Annotated in this window: 14 protein-coding genes; 11 read left to right on the top strand and 3 right to left on the bottom strand. The window is 65.8% G+C overall.

Annotated features, from left to right (window positions below):
• Positions 1-20 precede the first annotated feature (20 nt).
• From mtrA to secA, 7 genes are all read left to right on the top strand, one after another.
• On the top strand, positions 21-698 hold the full coding sequence (gene mtrA, locus AC5RWT_RS25320; RefSeq protein ID WP_493966274.1) for an MtrAB system response regulator MtrA: 678 nt from the start codon (positions 21-23) through the stop codon (positions 696-698).
• A complete protein-coding gene (mtrB, locus tag AC5RWT_RS25315; protein WP_494082598.1) occupies positions 699-2,393 on the top strand; it encodes an MtrAB system histidine kinase MtrB in 1,695 nt (564 codons plus the stop codon).
• A complete protein-coding gene (locus AC5RWT_RS25310; RefSeq protein WP_494082597.1) occupies positions 2,374-4,101 on the top strand; it encodes an LpqB family beta-propeller domain-containing protein in 1,728 nt (575 codons plus the stop codon). Before mtrB ends, AC5RWT_RS25310 begins: the two co-directional genes overlap by 20 nt.
• A gap of 109 nt (positions 4,102-4,210) precedes the next feature.
• A complete protein-coding gene (locus tag AC5RWT_RS25305; protein WP_494082596.1) occupies positions 4,211-5,053 on the top strand; it encodes a ComF family protein in 843 nt (280 codons plus the stop codon).
• 228 nt (positions 5,054-5,281) lie between these two features.
• Positions 5,282-6,004, top strand: coding sequence for a ribosome hibernation-promoting factor, HPF/YfiA family (gene hpf / locus AC5RWT_RS25300; protein WP_494082595.1), 723 nt, complete (start codon positions 5,282-5,284; stop codon positions 6,002-6,004).
• Positions 6,005-6,028: 24 nt separating this feature from the next.
• The gene (locus AC5RWT_RS25295; protein WP_494082594.1) at positions 6,029-7,264 is read left to right on the top strand and encodes a winged helix-turn-helix domain-containing protein; all 1,236 of its coding nucleotides are present in this window, start codon (positions 6,029-6,031) and stop codon (positions 7,262-7,264) included.
• Between the two features lie 60 nt (positions 7,265-7,324).
• Positions 7,325-10,051: a preprotein translocase subunit SecA gene (gene secA, locus AC5RWT_RS25290; protein WP_494082593.1), complete on the top strand. Its 2,727-nt coding sequence runs from the start codon at positions 7,325-7,327 to the stop codon at positions 10,049-10,051.
• A 14-nt stretch (positions 10,052-10,065) separates the two neighbouring features.
• Here the strand turns inward: secA and AC5RWT_RS25285 are convergent, their stop codons facing one another.
• Together AC5RWT_RS25285 and AC5RWT_RS25280 are read right to left on the bottom strand one after the other, a co-directional pair.
• Positions 10,066-10,473 (bottom strand): Rv3235 family protein, encoded by a 408-nt coding sequence (locus AC5RWT_RS25285; protein WP_494082592.1) that lies wholly within the window; start codon positions 10,471-10,473, stop codon positions 10,066-10,068.
• Positions 10,474-10,782: 309 nt separating this feature from the next.
• Positions 10,783-11,556, bottom strand: a complete 774-nt coding sequence (locus AC5RWT_RS25280) for a LysM peptidoglycan-binding domain-containing protein (RefSeq protein ID WP_494082591.1) — start codon at positions 11,554-11,556, stop codon at positions 10,783-10,785.
• Positions 11,557-11,708: 152 nt separating this feature from the next.
• Between AC5RWT_RS25280 and AC5RWT_RS25275 the strand changes: the two genes are divergently transcribed.
• Positions 11,709-12,269: a hypothetical protein gene (locus tag AC5RWT_RS25275; RefSeq protein ID WP_494082590.1), complete on the top strand. Its 561-nt coding sequence runs from the start codon at positions 11,709-11,711 to the stop codon at positions 12,267-12,269.
• A gap of 4 nt (positions 12,270-12,273) precedes the next feature.
• On the opposite strand, the gene AC5RWT_RS25270 is transcribed toward AC5RWT_RS25275, so the two are convergent.
• Positions 12,274-12,489: a helix-turn-helix domain-containing protein gene (locus tag AC5RWT_RS25270; RefSeq protein WP_494082589.1), complete on the bottom strand. Its 216-nt coding sequence runs from the start codon at positions 12,487-12,489 to the stop codon at positions 12,274-12,276.
• Positions 12,490-12,724: 235 nt separating this feature from the next.
• Here AC5RWT_RS25270 and AC5RWT_RS25265 point away from each other — a divergent pair, with 235 nt between their 5' ends.
• From AC5RWT_RS25265 to AC5RWT_RS25255, 3 genes are all read left to right on the top strand, one after another.
• A complete protein-coding gene (locus AC5RWT_RS25265; RefSeq protein WP_494082588.1) occupies positions 12,725-13,372 on the top strand; it encodes a CpaB family protein in 648 nt (215 codons plus the stop codon).
• Complete coding sequence (locus AC5RWT_RS25260) at positions 13,369-14,685, top strand: CpaE/TadZ family protein (protein WP_494082587.1); 1,317 nt, start codon at positions 13,369-13,371, stop codon at positions 14,683-14,685. The genes AC5RWT_RS25265 and AC5RWT_RS25260 overlap by 4 nt, the downstream gene beginning before the upstream one ends.
• Before the next feature lie 78 nt (positions 14,686-14,763).
• The coding region (locus tag AC5RWT_RS25255) for an NAD-glutamate dehydrogenase (protein ID WP_494082586.1) at positions 14,764-18,266 on the top strand (3,503 nt) is incomplete at its 3' end.

Here is an 18,266-nt window from a genome sequence, read left to right as displayed (position 1 = left end):
ATAGGGGACAATTAGGAGATATGAAGGCACGCATTCTGGTCGTAGACGACGACGAGGCCCTGGCCGAGATGATCGGCATCGTGCTGCGCAACGACGGATTCGATCCCGTGTTTTGCGCTGACGGCGCCCGGGCCCTTGAGGTCTTCCGCAGCAGCAAGCCCGACTTGGTGCTGCTGGACCTCATGCTGCCGGGACTGGACGGGATCGAGGTCTGCCGCCAGATCCGTGGGGAGTCGGACGTCCCCATCGTCATGCTGACGGCCAAGGCGGACACATCCGACGTGGTCCGCGGTTTGGAATCTGGTGCCGACGACTACGTGCCCAAGCCGTTCAAACCGGCAGAACTCGTGGCCCGGGTCCGCGCACGGCTGCGGCCGGGGGACCAACGGGCTCCGGAGACCCTGCGGATTGCCGATGTCGTGATCGATGTTGCCGGGCATGTGGTCCATCGCGGCGACGAGAAGATCTCGTTGACCCCGCTGGAATTCGACTTGCTGGTGGCCTTGGCCCGCAAACCGTGGCAGGTCTTTACACGTGAATTGCTCCTGGAGCAGGTCTGGGGCTACCGCCATGCCGCAGACACCCGACTGGTCAACGTTCATGTCCAGCGGTTGCGCTCCAAGATCGAGCGGGATCCGGAAGCACCCGAAGTGGTGCTGACGGTACGCGGCGTCGGCTACAAGGCCGGCCAAGGATAAGTGGAGCCGGTTCTCAGCCGGTGGACAGCCAAGCTGAAGGCGGCAGCTGAGGCCGCTTGGCATGCCACTCTGCGGGCCCGCGACTTCCTGAACCGGAAATGGCGGCGGTCGCTGCAGTTCCGAACGGTCACGGCCGCCGTCCTGCTCACGGCCTTCGCTTTCATGGGCGTGGGTGCCTTCCTCTCCAGCCAGATTGCCTCCGGGCTGTACCAGGAGCGGGTGAACCAGGCCGAAGCCGAGTCCCGGCGCGGGCTGTCCCAAGTCAAAACAATCTTTGAGAGTTCCTCAGCCAGCGACCGCGCCACTGTGGCCAGCATGGTCGCGGACACGCTGAAACTGCTCGAAGGAACCGGCGCCGAAGCGCCCCGCTACTATCTGCTGACTCCGCTGCCGGGCGGGCAGAATCTCTATGTCTTCAGCCAGTCGAACACCTCCATTACCGCCAACATCATTCCGGAAGGGCTGGCCCAGGAGGTCGCCACGGGCACCGGCCAGTACCGACAGGCACTCGCGTTGCCCGTCGGCGACAGGGACGTTCCCGCCATCGGTTTCGGCACCAAGGTCTCGCTGCCGCCGGGCAATGCCTACGCCCTTTACCTGATTTACGACCTCTCCTCCGTGCAGCAGACGCTGGACTTCATCCACCGCGTGCTGTGGATCGGCGGCGGACTGCTGCTGATCCTGGTCGGCGGCATCGTCTGGCTGCTGACCCGCGCCGTAGTGCACCCGGTCAGCCAGGCCGCAATCGTCTCGGAGAAACTGGCAGCCGGTCAGCTGCAGGAGCGGCTGGAAGTGCGGGGGGAAGATGAGCTCGCCCGGCTGGGGGCCTCCTTCAACCACATGGCCAACAGCCTGCAGGAGCAGATCACGCAGTTGGCCACTCTCTCCGAGATGCAGCAGCGGTTCGTCTCCGATGTCTCGCACGAACTGCGGACGCCGTTGACGACCGTCCGGATGGCCGCGGAGGTGCTCTATGAATCGCGCGAAGACTTCGATCCGGTCAACGCCCGCTCCACCGAATTGCTGTACAACCAAGTGGAGCGCTTCCAGGCACTGCTGGCCGACCTTCTGGAAATCTCCCGTTTCGACGCCGGTGCCGCCGCTCTTGATGCCGAGGCGACTGACGTGGTGGAGATCGCCCGCACGGCGCTGGACGCCGCCCAGCCGCTGGCGGACAACAGCGGGTCGGAGCTGCGCCTGATCGCCCAGGAACCCCGCTGCATTGCCGAGGTGGATCGGCGCCGGATCGAACGCATCCTGCGCAATCTGATCGTCAACGCGCTGGAACACGGCGAAGGCAACCCGGTAGAGGTCACTGTCGGCGCCACCGACGACGCCGTTGCCGTCTCGGTCAGGGACTACGGCATCGGAATGACGCCGATGGAAGCATCCAGGGTGTTCGACCGCTTTTGGCGCGCAGACCCGGCCCGGGCCCGGACAACCGGCGGCAGCGGCCTGGGACTGTCGATTTCCACCGAGGATGCCCGGCTCCATGGCGGCTGGCTGCAGGCGTGGGGCGAGCCGGGCAACGGTGCCTGCTTCCGCTTAACGCTGCCGCGGCACAGCGGCGGAACACTGACCCATTCACCGCTGCCGCTGCCGCCGCCAGGTGCGTCAGCCCTGCGCGGGCAGTTGGCCGCGGAGAACGTGCTCCTTGAACAGCAGGAGGAAAACGGTGTTCCGGATCTCAGCTGACCCCGCCCGCGCGTCCCGGCTGCGCGCCGTCGTCGTCATAATCTGTGTGATGCTGGCCCTGGTTTCCTGTTCCTCCATCCCGATGTCGGGGCCGGTGGGCACGGTGCAGGCCCAGTCCGGCGAAACAGGGGGAACCAACTACACCTTCAACCCGCCCGGCCCGTCGCCGGGGGACGACCCGCAGGAGATCGTCGCGGGCTTCATCCAAGCGGGCGCAGCAACGCAGGACGATTATCGGATTGCGCGTGAATTCCTGGCCCCGGACTTGGCCGGGGAATGGCAGCCGGTGCAGCGGACACTGGTGTACCGGAACGCTGTCAGGATTGTCGGATCGCCGTCCGAAACCGAATTCGTGCTCCAGGTGGAAGTTGATACCACCATCAACGAATCGGGTGTGCGGACCCAGGCCGAGGAAGGCGCCACTGAATCGCTGCCGGTGGAACTGACCCAGGTGGACGGCGAATGGCGGATTTCCAGCGTGCCCGACGGAACCATGGTTTCCACAGTGGACTTCCGCACCTTGTTCTCCCCCTTCAATCTGTACTTCTACGACCCCACATACACCTACGCCGTGCCGGACGTGCGCTGGTTCGCCAACCGCCAAGGCATATCCGCGGCCATTGTCGCCGCCATGCTGGAGGGTCCGGCGCCGTATCTGGCCGGCGCGGTGATCAGCGCCTTCCCGGAGGGCTCGCAACTGGTGCGCCGTGCCGTGCCGATCGAATCGGGGGCAGCCAGTGTGGACCTTTCCGCCGAAGTCCTGACGGGCACCACCTTCCTGCGCCGGCAGCAGATGCAGCAGCAGCTGGAATTAACGCTGGGGGAGCTCAATACGGTCTCCACCGTGCAGATGACAGTGGACCAGCGCGAAGTGGATCTGGGCAACACCCCGGATCCGCAATTCCGGGCGGCGGTCAGGGACCCGGCCGTCGGCAACGTACAGATCGGGGTTCTGGGCGACGAGCTCGTCTTCTATGAGGGCTCGCGGCTGGTGGATCCGGGGGACCTGCCCTCCGTCGACCGGTGGCACCCGCGTGAACCGGCCATGTCGCTTGACCAGGAGCGCTTCGCCTTCCTGACCGCCGAGCGCAACCGCTTGTTCGTCATCGGCAAGGACCGTCGCGCGGTGGAGGCAGCTTCCGGGACGGACCTGACGGGGCCCAGCATTGACCCGTTCGGCTGGGCCTGGATGGCGGCCGGAGACAGCAGTGGGAAGGTCTCCGCGGTTTCCGTCGAGAAGCCGGACCAGAAGGTAGCGGTCAGCGCGCAGTGGCTGACGGAGCGAACCGTGACGGAACTGCAGATCTCCCGCGAAGGGTCCAGGGCCCTCATCATCACCCGCGAAGGTTCGGTCACCGGTGTCTACATTGCCGGCGTCGTCCGTGATCAGGACGGCAAGCCACGGGCCATCACGACACCGAAGAAATTGAACCACTCCGTGCCGGTGGACTCGGGCGTCTGGGCCGATGAAGACACCGTGATTGTCATGCAGGCCTCGGCCGACGAGGCCGTGACCGCGGAAGTTCTGAATCTGGATGGCAGCAGCGTGCGGACCGCGCCGTTGCAGGGCATGGTGGAAATCAGCGCCGGCAACGGTGACCAGGACGTGTACGCGCAAACGAACGAAATGCTGTACATCCGGGTGGGCAACAGCTGGGCCCCGCAGCGCAATTCGCCGTTGGTCATCGATCCGTCGTTCCCGGGATAACCAGGCCTCCACAGGTTGCAGCACCTTCCGCCGCATCCACCTCCGGATTGCCCTGGTTGTCCCCGCAGGGCCAGGGACAGCATGCTGGACGCGTGGCAGGGAACCGGTGGTGAAGGAGGCGGAGCTGGGCTGCTGGCTGGACCGGCTGTATTTCAGCCGGGCCGCGCAGGACCTGCGGATCTGGTGTGGACAGTTCGGCCGGCTGCTGTTGCCCACCGACTGCGTGGCCTGCGGGGCGGCAGACCACGTCTTGTGCGCTGCCTGCCGGCTGCGCCTGCGGCGCGCGACCCTGCACCCGGTGGCCGTGGAGCAGGACGCCGGTTCTTTGCCGTTGGACGACGCCGGCCAGCCGCTGCCGGTCACGGCCGGCGGCCCCTACCGACGTGAATTGTCCCAAGCGGTGCTGGCCTTCAAGAACCACGGCCGAACCGAGCTGGCGCCGGTGCTGGCCGTCGTATTGGCCCGTGCACTGGACGCGGCGGCGGAGCGGGCCGGACGCCCCGCCGATGCCCTGTGCGTCCCGGTTCCCCCGCGTCGAAACTCCCGCCGACGCCGTGGCTACGATCCGCTCCACCTGCTGCTGTCCCGCCTGGCCAGGCAGGGTGTGCTGCCGCCCGGTCTGCAATTGCTGCCCGCAGTCCGCCAGATGGGCTCAACGAAGCGCCTGGCGCGTCCCGCGGGCGGACAAAAGTCGCTGGGCCGGTCGGCCCGCCAACGTAATGTTGCCGGCAGCATGATCGTTCCAGCGCGGTACCTTGCGGCACTCGACGGCCGAGACTGCCTCCTGGTGGACGATGTGCTCACGACCGGGGCAACCATGGGTGAACTGGCCCGGGTGCTGCGTGCCGCCGGCGCAGTTCCGCTGGGCGGAGCCGTGTTGGCCGCTACATCGGCGCCAGCGGGACCACCCGGTGAATTCGCGCCCGGCGGTGCGGGCGGCAGACGCGCATGAGTGTCTCCGGCTTACCGGTCGTGACCGGCGGTTTACCGTTCCGGGCAGGGGTTAAAGAGCCATCCACGGGAAATGTTGCAGATAATCGCGGCCAAAGGATGAATAAAGAGGGTCCGTGATCTAACGTGAAGTATGGGCTCCCGAGAGGGAGGACACCCATCTTCAGCGGCTGAAAGGAGTTTCTCTTTCGGTCGCTGTTGTGTCATCTAGGCAACGATGGAGGGCACCATGGAATTTAACATCAACGGCCGCAACCTGTCCGTTTCGGACCGGTTCCGCGAGTACGCTGAGGAGAAAATCTCCAAGATCGAGCAACTGGGCGACAAGGTCCAACGGCTCGATGCCAAAGTTACCAAAGAAGCCAATGCCCGCAACGCCGAAAGCTCGATGACCGTCGAGCTCACCGTGCTCGGACGGGGCACCGTAGTCCGCGCCGAGGCAAAAGCAGCGGATAAGTTTGCAGCGTTCGACATCGCTTACAACAAGCTTTTGGAGCGGCTGCGCCGCGCCCGCGACCGCCGCAAGGTCCACCACGGACGCCACACCCCGACCGCCGTCCATCAGGCCACCGCCACACTTGAACCGGCCAGCACCGACGTGCCGCTGCACGAAGAAGCGCTGGCTGCAGCCACCAGCCGGGAACAGGACGAGGACCGGACCGGCTATGAAATTGAGAACGACGTTCCTGCCGGAGATTCCCCGGTGCTGATCCGCCGCAAGGTCTTCCCGGCCGCGGCCATGACACTCGATGATGCCGTGGACAACATGGAACTGGTGGGCCACGACTTCTACCTGTTCATCGATAAGGCAACGGACGCACCCAGCGTCGTTTACCGCCGTCGCGGCTGGACGTATGGCGTCATCACCCTTGATGCCGACTGCAGCGCCGAAGAAGCCAAGGCGCGTGAAGAGGTTTTGGCCTACCGCGCGCCGGAGGCCGCGAAGGCCTGACGTGCGGCTGCCTAGTATGAAGGCATGACAGCACGCCTTAGTTTGCCCCAGGCCCGCCGCATCGCATTGGCGGCGCAGGGACTGGTTCAGGAACGGCCCACCGGCCTTGTTACCGCAAGGCAGGTGGGCCGGACCTTTGACCAGATACGGCTGCTGCAGATCGATTCCGTGAATGTGCTGGTGCGCTCGCACTATATGCCGTTCTTCTCCAGGCTCGGTGGATACGATGTCGAGATCCTCCACCGGTTTGCCGGAAAGCCACCGCGCCGCATGATGGAGTACTGGGCCCACGAAGCCAGCTACATCAAGCCGCAGGACTTCGCCGACCTCCGCCAATGGCAGCGGCGCCGCTGGGTTGGCGCTTCCGGGATGGACCAGGAACTCGTTCGGGATCTGACCGCCAGGATTCTGGACGTTCTCTCGTCCTCACGGGCACTTACCGCCCGGGCAGTGGCAGAACGCATCGGCCACGACAGACACCAGCCAAAGACGGGCTGGGGTTGGAACTGGAACGCGGTCAAGCGGGTGCTGGAAGCCCTGTTCGAACAGGGGCTGGTCAGCGCTGCGGCGCGCACGCCCCAATTCGAAAGGCTTTACACCCTAACCGACAGGGTTTTGCCCGCCCCTCACCTCGCCGAACACCGGCCCGAGCCGGAGCAAGCGATGCTGAGGCTGACCGAGGCGGCAGCACGGGCGCACGGCATCGGGACCGTCAAGTGCTTTGCCGACTACTTCCGGGTGCCGGCGCGCGCCGCGGCCGGTGCGGTGTCTGCGCTGCTGGAAACCGGACGGCTGGAACAGGTGCAGGTGGAGGGGTGGAAGGGAGCCGTCTATGTGCACGCCGAGGCGGCCCGGCCGCGCCGGGCAGCCGGCAGGGCGTTGTTGAGTCCGTTCGATTCCCTGGTGTTCGAGCGCCAACGCGTAGAGCGCCTCTTCGGCTTCCGCTACCGGATAGAGATCTACACGCCCGCGCCGAAGAGGACCTATGGCTACTACGTCCTGCCGTTCCTGCTGGGCGACAGGCTGTGCGCCCGCGTGGACTTGAAGGCGGACCGGGCCGCCGGACGGCTTATGGTCCGGTCGGCACACGCCGAAGACGACGCTCCGCCCGGAACGGCGGCCGAGCTGGCAGCAGAGCTCGCGGCAATGGCGGAGTGGCTGGGGTTGGACCACGTTGTGGTGGAAGAAAGAGGTGATCTGGCCGCCGCCCTGGCGCGTGAAGTGCGCGAAACGACCACAGGGAACCAAAACCGTGGCTGACACGTCTCTCACGTAGACTGAACAAGCCGGATTTCTGCGCAACTGACTGGGAGCTATGTAGTGCCAACGATTCTCGAGCGTGTGCTTCGTACGGGCGATAAGAAGACGCTGAAGAGGCTGCGCGGTTACGCCGATGCGATCAACGTTCTGGAAGAGGACTTTAAGTCCCTCACCGATGCCGAGTTGCGCGGGGAAACCGACACTCTGAAGCAGCGCTACCAGGACGGCGAGTCGCTGGAAGATCTGCTCCCCGAAGCCTTTGCGGCCGTCCGTGAAGCCGCCAGCCGCACGCTGGGCCTGCGCCACTTCGATGTTCAGCTCATGGGCGGGGCAGCGTTGCACTTGGGCAACATCGCGGAGATGAAGACCGGTGAAGGCAAAACGCTGGTGGCGACCGCGCCGGCCTACCTGAACGCGCTCACCGGCAAGGGCGTCCACGTCGTGACGGTCAACGACTATCTGGCCGAGTACCAGTCCGACCTGATGGGCCGTGTCTACCGCTTCCTGGGCCTGACCAGTGGCTGCATTCTGGCCAATCAGAACCCGGCCACCCGCCGTGAACAATACGCGGCGGACATCACCTACGGCACAAACAACGAATTCGGGTTTGACTACCTGCGCGACAACATGGCCTGGAGCCGCGACGAGCTGGTGCAGCGCGGACACCACTTCGCCATTGTGGACGAGGTCGACTCCATCCTGATCGACGAGGCCCGCACCCCGCTGATTATTTCGGGACAGGCCTCCGGCGACGTCAACCGGTGGTACACCGAATTCGCGCGCGTGGTGATGCGTCTGAAGGACACCGAAGACTACGAAGTCGACGAGAAGAAGCGCACCGTCGGCGTGCTGGAGTCCGGGATTGAGAAGGTTGAGGACTACCTCGGCATCGACAACCTCTATGAATCGGCGAATACGCCGTTGATCGGGTTCCTGAACAACGCCATCAAGGCCAAGGAGTTGTTCAAGCGGGACAAGGACTACGTGGTGCTCAAGGGCGAAGTGCTCATCGTTGACGAGCACACCGGCCGTATTCTGGCCGGGCGGCGCTACAACGAGGGAATGCACCAGGCAATCGAAGCCAAAGAAGGCGTCGAGATCAAGGCCGAAAACCAGACGCTGGCTACGGTGACCCTGCAAAACTACTTCCGCCTCTACGGGAAGCTGTCCGGGATGACCGGCACGGCCGAAACAGAAGCGGCTGAGTTCATGAGCACTTACAAGCTCGGCGTGGTTCCGATCCCGACGAACAAGCCGATGGCCCGCATCGACCAGTCGGACCTGATCTACAAAAACGAGATCGCCAAGTTCGACGCCGTGGTGAAGGATATCGCCGCCCGTCACGAAAAGGGCCAACCGGTCCTGGTGGGCACTACCAGTGTGGAGAAGAGCGAGTACCTCTCCAAGCAGTTGGCTAAACAGGGTATCCGGCACGAAGTGCTCAACGCGAAGAACCACGCCCGTGAAGCGGCCATCATCGCCCAGGCCGGCCGAAAGGGCTCCGTCACCGTCGCCACGAACATGGCAGGCCGCGGCACCGACATCATGCTCGGCGGAAACGCCGAGTTCAACGCCGTGGCCGACATGGAACGCCGCGGCCTTGACCCCGCCGAAAACCCCGAGGAATACGAGGCAGCCTGGCCGGCCGTGTTGGCAGGGGCACAGAAGGCCGTCCAGACCGAGCACGACGAGGTCAAGGAGCTCGGGGGGCTCTATGTGCTGGGTACCGAACGGCATGAGTCGCGCCGCATCGATAATCAGCTCCGCGGCCGGTCAGGGCGCCAGGGTGACCCAGGCGAATCACGCTTTTACCTCTCACTGACCGACGACCTGATGCGGTTGTTCAACTCCGGTGCAGCCGAGCGGATCATGAACTCGTCGCGGATGCCGGACGACGTGGCGTTGGAATCCAAAATGGTGTCCAAGGCGATCCAGAACGCCCAGGCGCAGGTCGAAGGCCGCAACGCCGAGCAGCGCAAGAACGTGCTGAAGTACGATGACGTGCTCAACCGGCAGCGCGAAGCGATTTACAACGACCGCCGCCGGATCCTGGAAGGCGACGACCTGCACGAAAAGGTCGCGTTTTTCCTGGAAGACGTAGTGACCGCGATGGTCAATGAAGCCACGGCGGAAGGCCACGGAGACGACTGGGACTACGAGCAGCTGTGGACCAACCTCAAGCAGCTCTACCCGATTGAACTGACGATCGACGAGGTACTGGAAGAAGCCGGCGGGCGGTCGAAGGTCACGGAGGATTTCCTGCGGGCCGAAATTGTGTCCGACGCCAAGGTTGCGTACGCCCAGCGTGAGCAGACCCTTGGCTCGGAGACAATGCGCGAACTGGAGCGGCGGGTGGTGCTTTCGGTGATTGGCCGGAAGTGGCAGGAACATCTCTACGAGATGGACTACCTGAAGGAAGGCATTGGACTGCGTGCAATGGCGCAGCGCGATCCGCTGGTGGAATACCAGCGCGAGGGATTCGTGATGTTCCAAGCAATGATGGAGTCCATCCGCGAAGAGAGCGTTGGCTATCTCTTCAACCTCGAGGTCCAGGTCCAGCAGCCGGCAGAGGCCACGGCACCGGGCGTGGCAGATGCCCGGGCAGCCGCAGCGCCGCAGATCACTGCCGCGGGATTGGAAGCCCCAAAGCGTCCGGCCGCCCTGCAGTTCACGGCGCCGAGCGCATCAGGGGAAGCAGAGACGCGGGTTGAACGGCAGGTCGCTCCCAAGGCCTCCGGCGCTGCCCGGGACAAGCGGCCCGCCAAGAGCGGCAAACGCCGGAAATAAGGTGAGGACGGCTCTTAGCCGATCTCCAATGCCGTGACCTTCCACAGGCCGCGGATCAGTTCCAGTCTTAAAGCTACTGCCCGTACGCGCCGGGTTTCGGCAACCACGAGCGATGCTTCATAGGCGTTCTCCGCTGCCCGGCAGATGCGGCATGACCTGACCACGGCGCTGCGGTGAAGCCGCAGCGCCGCGCGGCCGTCGGAACGCAGTTTCACCTGGTGTGCTTTGACAATGTCCGCGCGATGGACCAGCTTTTCATAGCTGCCGGGGTCAAGCCAGCGGGCCAGTTGCTGGACAGGCCGAGTGCCGGAGACCGCTTCCAGGCAAGCCTGCGCCACGGAGCGGGCCGTCGCAGCGACGTGGTGCAGTTCGGCCTCCGCCGCCGGATCCGCATCAGGATGCAGCGGTATCGCCGGCGCCACGGCACCTGGCCGGGCAGGTCCGTCCGGCCCGGTCCCGGGTCGATCTCCTTGCCGGGGCTGCAACCGGATCACGGGCGCGTAGTAGCGATCCGGTCCGGCCGGTGTGACGCGCCGGACCGTCAGGGGCCGAGGCGCCCCGCTCGCGGGTGCCAGTGCGCCGATTCGACCTGTTTGCTCCGCATCCTCTGCCGCTCCCTGTCCCACGGGGAGCTTTCGCACGTTGTCCATGTCCAGCCCTTTCTTGCGTTGGTAGTGCACGGGTACCGCTTCTCTGTAGGATGCTTGCTGCAGCGGCGCGGGCTTAGCGCGCTAGTGCGGGGGAGGCACGACGAGTGTTTGGCCGGGCCTGATAAGTGCCGGATCGTTGCCGATGACGCTGCGGTTCGCCGCATACCAGTCCGGCCACCGGTCGGCAATCTGCGCGTCGGTCGCCAGCGGACCGAGCTCAGCGGCGGCGAGCAGCCAGAGTGAGTCTCCGGCGGTGACAGTCACGGTCGGGGCGCGTTCAGGGGTGTGCCGGCTTAGCGGCTTGGCGACGATGCTGGGGTCCGCGGCCGGTGGGGCCGGCCGCCACGAAGGGTCCACTGCGGGTGAGTGCGGGCGGTCGGGAGGTACCGGGCCGTCGGGAACAACAGGGCCGCCCGGGCCAACAGTGTCATCGGATCCCGCGGGTTGCCACTGCGGACTGACTGCCGGGACGGACGAAGGACCGGTGGCAGCAGGGATGGCAGTGGTGTGGGCTGCGGCTGCAGCGTGTGCGCCGGGGAGCATTACCAGGTTGAGTCCGACGAGGGCCCCCGCCAGCCGCCGCAGAAAAGCAGGAGTGAGGGCGGCCGATAGCGAGGCCAGGCGCCGGTGTCCGGTTCTGGCAAACACCGCGCTGGCGGCCGCTGCGGCCATGCCCAGAAGGAGCCAACAGAGGACCGCTGCTCCGGCGCCGAACGACAAGAGAGCCAGCGACTCCTGGTAGCTGTGGGACGGCCGCGCTGCTCCGGAGCCGATTTCCGTGCCCGCGAAAATCAGCGCAGCGCCGCACCCCGTAACCAGTCCTGCGGTGACGGCATCGGTAGTGGTTGTGCGCATGGAACTGCCTTTCCCGCGGGCTGGACCAAATGCTGGTTGATCCCATTTGATGTGGTTTGCAGCAATTTGAACACTAATGGTTGCATTCGTTACGCCCGGTTGTAAAGGGCCGTGTTCCATCCGGAGGAGTTCGATGTTGCTAGGCTTGCGCCATGCGGTGGGATGCACTCTTTGCCGACCTGGAGGCGCAGTTGCACGCCGCCGGCCGGTTGGAGCTGGAGGCCGAGGTTAACGAGCGTGCACGCATTGACCAGGCGGCCGTGGACCTGGCGGACCGGCTCCGGGGGCAACTGGGCGTGCGGTTGCGCGTGTGGGCCGGAGCGGATTGGCGGTTCGAGGGCTCGCTGGCCCACGTCGGATCCACCTGGCTGGTGCTCAATGAGAAAGTTCGAAGCGCCCTGGTGCCGCTGGCAGCCGTGCAACTGATCGAAGGAATGGGACGGCATGCGGTAGCCGACACATCCCAAGCGCGCCGACTCGGGCTCGGGTCGGCGTTGCGGGCCCTCGGCCGGGATCGTGCTTCGATCGCCGTTTATCTGTCCGGCAAATCTCCCGGGGCCGCGGCGGAAGGAGTCATCGACCGGGTCGGGGCCGACTTTTTCGATGTCGCGGCCGTGCCCTCGGGCGAGGACCGCCGGGCGGCCAACGTTCGGTCGGTGTACACGGTGCCGTTCAGCGCCGTTGCGGCGCTCGTCTCGCGGCGTCGGGACTGAACGCTCAGTCCGCCGGCGACTTGGCTTCTTCGATCAGCCGGCGGGTTTGGGCGTATTTGTCCTGGATGTACTGGTCGAGCATCACCTGCTCCACGCGCCACTGACCCCGACCCCCGATCTGAATGGCCGGGAGTTCACCGCTGCGAACCAAGGCGTACGTCTGCGACGAGGAGATCTGCAATTCCTCGGCCACATCGGACAGAGTGAGAAACCGGGGCATGGCCAGATCCTTCAGACTAAAGACGGTTTTCTCCATTATGGCATCGTTTGATGCCGTTTGACGGTGCACGGGATCTCCTGTTGGCAGGAAAGTATTCCCCTAAAAGTCACCAGAGGGATCCGGCAGTTCCCTTTCCCCAGGCCCTCGGCCAGAATGGTGCCACCCGCGGCCTTGGAGCAGGTTGGGACCGCAGCAGGGCTGTCCTTCCGGACGCGGGCACTGAGGGGGGACATCGGTGAGCGCTGCCATCGCAGAAAGAACCGCGGCACCACGGTTGAAGCGACCGTCCTGGAAAGATCCCCGGCTGTTGGTGGGATTGCTGCTCGTCTTGGCGTCGGTGGCCGGAGTGTCCGCGCTGGTAAGCGCCGCCGACCACAGCATTGGTGTCCTGGCAGCCAAGTCCGACATCGCGGTGGGTCAGCCGGTTTCCGCGGCCGACGTGGTCATCGTTGCTGTCCGGCTGGGTGAGGCCGAGGATCGCTACCTGCCCGCCTCGGCCGGACTGCCGGACGGTGCCGTGGCAACTGCGCTGATCCGGGGCGGAGAACTGCTGCCTGCATCTGCGCTTGGTGCCGCAGACGAACTGGACCGGAAGCCGGTTGGACTGACTATCGAAAGCCCGCTGCCTCAAGGCGCCGGCCCTGGTTCCCGGGTTGATGTGTGGGTTTCGCTGCCCGATGGCCGGAACGGCTTCAACCAGCCCGAACTGCTGCTCGAGGCGGCGGAGGTGTCGCAGTTGGCGGACACTGCCACTACGTTCGGCTCGTCCGGAGCGGAACGGCTGCACGTCCTGGTGGGGGATGACACCATGCCGGCGCTGCTGCACGCGCTCGCCAACGGGGCGCGCATCAACGTGGTGTTGAATCCGGGCGGCCCCTCATGAACCTTCCGGTGGTCACGTTCGGGACAGTGGCCACGGACTTCGTCTCCGGGCTGGAGCGGCTCCACGGGCCGGTGACAGTGGTGCGCCGATGCACCGAGCTGGCCGAACTGCTGGCGGCGGCGCAGTCGGGGCTGGCACGGGCCGCTATCGTTGCCGGCCGGACCCGGGAGCTTGACGGCGGTGTTGTGGAACGGCTGCACAGCGCCGATGTGTCCGTTGTGGCACTGACAGATGACGACGACGAGCGGCAGCGGCTTGAGGCCTTTGGCCTCCGCACGGCCGGGGAAGCCGTCGAAGCCGTGGCTTTGGCGGCGCTGGTTGCTGAATCTGTCGCGCACTGGCAAGGCTCATTGGCGAGGTCCGCGGCGGCTCCGGCAGACCGGACCTTCGGGCTGTCGGGGCTGGCCGATCCTGCCCGGGCGCTGCAGCCGGCCGTCGCCGAGCCTGCGCACCCAAGGGCAGCAGCCGGGAACGGTGAGCTGGTGGCGGTATGGGGTCCAGCCGGAGCACCCGGCCGCACAACCGTGGCGGTCAATCTGGCCGCGGAGTATGCCGCCTCCGGGCGGCGGACCCTGTTGGTCGATGCAGATACCTATGGTGCCAGCGTGGCTGCCTTCCTCGGCCTGCTCGACGAATCGGCCGCTCTGGCCCACGCGTGCCGCCTGGCCGACCAGGGCGTCTTGGACGACGAGTCGTTCGAGCGGGTCTGCCTGAAGGTGGCCGTCGCCGGAACCTCACTGCGCGTCCTGACCGGAATTACCAGGGTGGACCGCTGGACCGAGCTGAGGCCGGCAGCACTGGGAACGGTGTTGGAACTGGCTCGTGCGGTGGCAGACGTCGTGGTGGTGGACTGCGGTTTTTCGCTGGAACACGACGAGGAGCTGAGTTTTGACTCAATGGCTCCCCGCCGCAACGGTGCCACCTTGCGGGTGCTGGAGTCGGCGGACCGGGTGCTGGCTGTGGGCAACGCCGATACCGTGGGGCTGCCGCGCCTGGTCCGCGCCTTGGACGATCTGGCACGAGCAGTGCCCTCAGTACCGGCAGAGGTGGTGCTCAACAAGGTCAGGGCCGCAGCCGTCGGAGCCAGACCGGAGGCGCAGTTGCGCGAGGCCTGGGAGCGGTTTGCGCCACGGCGCGGGATCCGGGCCCTCCTGCCGGCCGATTCCAGCGCAGCCGATGCCGCGCTATTGGGCGGCGCGGTCCTGCTGGAAAGCGCTCCCGACTCTGCGCTGCGCCGCGCCATCGCCGGGTTGGCAGGAAACAGCGTGGCTCCGCCCAGGCGGGGACTGCGCCGTCGTGCTTGGTCAAAGTGAAGTTTTGAACGCGCCGCGTTAGGCTTGCGAAAGGACCGCAACGGCGCGGTCTGGACACACCAATCGGAGGCGTTTTACATGTCGACTGGATCCAGCATGGCGGATCTGTCCAGCTCAGCAACCAGCGATGAGGACTTCATCGCGAAATACTACGAGCACCTGGCGGCGGAGGATGCGGCGGGTTACAGTCCCGACGTGCTCCATTCCCGGGCCTTGGCGCACCGGGAACTGGCCTCCCACCGGCCGGCGGCCCAGCCGGTCATCGGGATCCACGACGAACCCGATGCCAGCGTGGTCATGATTGTCACCGATGACATGCCGTTCTTGGTGGACTCGGTCACTGCGGAGCTCGTGCGGCACGGTATTGCCATCCGGATGATCATGCACCCCACCTTCGTGGCAGCGCGCGCCCGGGACAGCCACGAACTGGCCGGCGTGGAGCGGGTGCCGGTTACCGCGGGAGCTTCCAGCGGAGACACGGCAGCACTGCCCAATCTGGCCGCGTTCGAGGCCGGCGGCGACAAGGTCCAGCGGATTGAATCCTGGATGGCGGTGGAGACAGCCCGCATCGAGCCGGAGCAGGCGGCCGAGTTGGTTGCCGGGCTCAAGAGCGTGCTCGCGGACGTCCGCGCATCGGTCGAGGACTGGCCGGCCATGCGCCGGCAAGTGAGGCGGGTCGCCGCATCGCTGGACTCAGTGGCAGGCGCGGAGGAAGTGCCCGATCTGGACGAGGCCAAGGCATTGCTCGAATGGCTCGACGACGGCAATTTCACCTTCCTGGGTTACCGCGAATACGACCTCGTCACGCAGGACGGTGAAGACGTCCTGATGGTCCGCGAAGACAGCGGGCTGGGCATGATGCGCCACATCGGCGACACGAAGCGGATTCAGCACCTTACCCCCGAAGGCCGTGCCCGGGCCCGGGAAAAGAAGGCGCTGGTGATCACCAAGGCGAATTCGCGCTCCACGGTGCACCGCGCCGCTTACCTGGACTACATCGGGGTCAAGAGCTTCGATGCGCAAGGCAACGTCGACGGCGAGCGCCGCTTTATCGGGCTCTTCGCCACCAGCGCGTATAACCGCGAGGTGAAGAGCGTTCCGATTGTGCGGAAGAAGGTCGCGGCGGTGATGGCGCACAGCGGCTTCCCGGCCGACTCGCACTCCGGCAAGGACCTGTTGTCGATCCTGGAAACGTACCCGCGCGACGAGCTGTTCCAAATGGACACCGAGGAGCTGGCCACGACAGCACTGGGCATTCTGCGGCTGCAGGAGCGGCGCCGGACCCGGCTGTTCCTGCGCGCGGACGTCTACGGCAGGTTCGTGTCGGCGCTGGTGTTCCTGCCGCGGGACCGCTACACCACCGCCGTCCGGCTGCGGATCGAGCAGGAGCTGCGCAGCACCTTTGACCCGCAGAGCATCGATTACGAAGCACGGATGTCCGAATCCGCCCTCGCCCGCCTGTTCTTCCGCATCCGGCTCAAGCGCGGTTCCACAGTCCCGAAGGTCGACACGGCCGACCTCGAACGCAGGCTGGCGCAGGCCTCCCGCTCGTGGTCGGAAGGGATCGAAGAGGTCCTGCGGGCCAACTTCGAGGGCGAGGAGGCAGTCAGGCTCTCGGCGCAATGGAAGGACGCCTTCCCGCCCAGCTACCGGGTGGACTACGAGGTGGAGGACGCGCTCGAAGACATCGGGCGCTTTCAACGGTATGAGGAAGGCGGAGCCGAGGCCCCGCCGGTCATGCACGTCTACGTTCCCGAGGACAGGTCCGACGTCCTTGCCGCCGACGCCCGGCTGAAACTGTACCTGCCGGAGCCGCGGTCACTGAGCAACATCATGCCCGTGCTGCAGAACACCGGGCTGGAAGTACTGGACGAGCGGCCCTTCGAGATCGCCACTGCCGACGGCGAAGACTACTTCCTGTATGACTTCGGCCTGCGCTATCCGGCGGGAGTCGATCCGATCGCCACGGGCAGCCTGCTCGAGGAAGCATTCGGCGCGGCCATCACCGGCCGCAGCGAGTCGGATGGCTTCGACCGGCTGGTCCTGGCCGAGGGAATCGGCTGGCGGCAGGTGGCAGTGCTGCGTGCCTACACCCGGTACCTCCGGCAGCTGGGCAACGTTGTCTCCTACGCTTTCGTGTCCGACACGCTGCTGGCCAATCCAGCGGTGGCGCGCGCACTGCTGGCGGTCTTCAACGCAACCTTCGATCCGGACCTCGCCGGCGACCGGGAGGCGGCGGTCGAGGCCGCCCTTTCCGACCTCACGGCGGGGCTCGACGCCGTGCCTACGCTGGACGCCGACCGGGTGCTGCGCTCGCTGGCCAACCTGATCGATGCGACGCTGCGCACCAACTACTTCCAGAACAAGCCCTACTTCAGTTTCAAACTGAGTCCCGCGCGGATCGAAGGTGCACCCTTCCCCCGGCCAAAGTACGAAATCTGGGTGTACTCGCCGCGGGTGGAGGGCGTCCACCTGCGCTTTGGCGACGTTGCCCGCGGCGGCTTGCGCTGGTCCGACCGGCGCGAAGACTTCCGCACCGAAATCCTGGGACTGGTCAAGGCCCAGACGGTCAAAAATGCCGTCATCGTGCCGACCGGCGCCAAGGGCGGGTTCTTCGCCAAGCGGCTGCCCGATCCCGCAGTGGACCGCGGCGCCTGGATGGCCGAAGGGCAGGAGAGCTACCGCACCTTCATCCGCGGCTTGCTCGACATCACCGACAACCTGATCCGGACCGAGTCCGGCCAGGAAGTCGTGTCGCCCGAGCGGGTGGTCCGGCTCGACGGTGACGATTCCTATCTGGTGGTTGCGGCTGACAAGGGCACCGCGAGCTTCTCCGATATTGCGAACGACCTTTCGCTTGAGTACGGCCACTGGCTCGGAGACGCCTTCGCTTCCGGCGGCTCTGTTGGCTACGACCATAAGGAAATGGGCATTACCGCCCGCGGGGCGTGGGAGTCGGTCAAACGGCACTTCAGCGAACTCGGCCTCGACACCCAGACCGAGGATTTCACCGTCGTCGGCGTGGGGGACATGAGCGGCGATGTCTTCGGCAACGGCATGCTGTTGTCCGAACACATCCGGCTGGTCGCCGCCTTTGACCACCGCCACATCTTCCTGGATCCGAACCCGGACCCGGCTGCCTCCTTCCAGGAACGCCGGCGCCTGTTCGAGCTTCCGCGGTCGTCGTGGGCGGACTACGACGACCAACTGATCAGCGCCGGCGGCGGGGTCTACCCGCGGTCGGTGAAGTCGATACCCGTGTCGGCGCAGGTCCGCGAGGTGCTGGGCCTGGATGCACAGGTCACGAGCATGAGTCCGCCCGAACTCCTGCAGGCCATCCTGACGGCACCGGTGGACCTGCTGTACAACGGCGGCATCGGCACCTATGTGAAGGCCTCGACCGAATCGAATGCCGAAGTCGGAGACAAGGCCAACGACGGCATCCGCGTCAACGGCGCGGACCTGAGGGTGAAGGTGATTGGTGAGGGCGGAAACCTGGGCATGACCCAACGCGGCCGGATCGAAGCCGCCCGCCAGGGGATCATCCTCAACACCGACGCCATCGACAACTCGGCCGGCGT

It is taken from the genome of Arthrobacter sp. Dra40, assembly GCF_059091905.1.
This window is presented reverse-complemented; position numbering and strand designations above follow the sequence as displayed.

Coding starts and splice junctions, on each gene's coding strand:
- AC5RWT_RS25280 (WP_494082591.1), bottom strand. CDS start 11,556: ATGCGCACAACCACTACCGATGCCGTCACCGCAGGACTGGTTACGGGG.
- AC5RWT_RS25275 (WP_494082590.1), top strand. CDS start 11,709: ATGCGGTGGGATGCACTCTTTGCCGACCTGGAGGCGCAGTTGCACGCC.
- AC5RWT_RS25260 (WP_494082587.1), top strand. CDS start 13,369: ATGAACCTTCCGGTGGTCACGTTCGGGACAGTGGCCACGGACTTCGTC.
- AC5RWT_RS25295 (WP_494082594.1), top strand. CDS start 6,029: ATGACAGCACGCCTTAGTTTGCCCCAGGCCCGCCGCATCGCATTGGCG.
- hpf (WP_494082595.1), top strand. CDS start 5,282: ATGGAATTTAACATCAACGGCCGCAACCTGTCCGTTTCGGACCGGTTC.
- AC5RWT_RS25270 (WP_494082589.1), bottom strand. CDS start 12,489: ATGCCCCGGTTTCTCACTCTGTCCGATGTGGCCGAGGAATTGCAGATC.
- mtrA (WP_493966274.1), top strand. CDS start 21: ATGAAGGCACGCATTCTGGTCGTAGACGACGACGAGGCCCTGGCCGAG.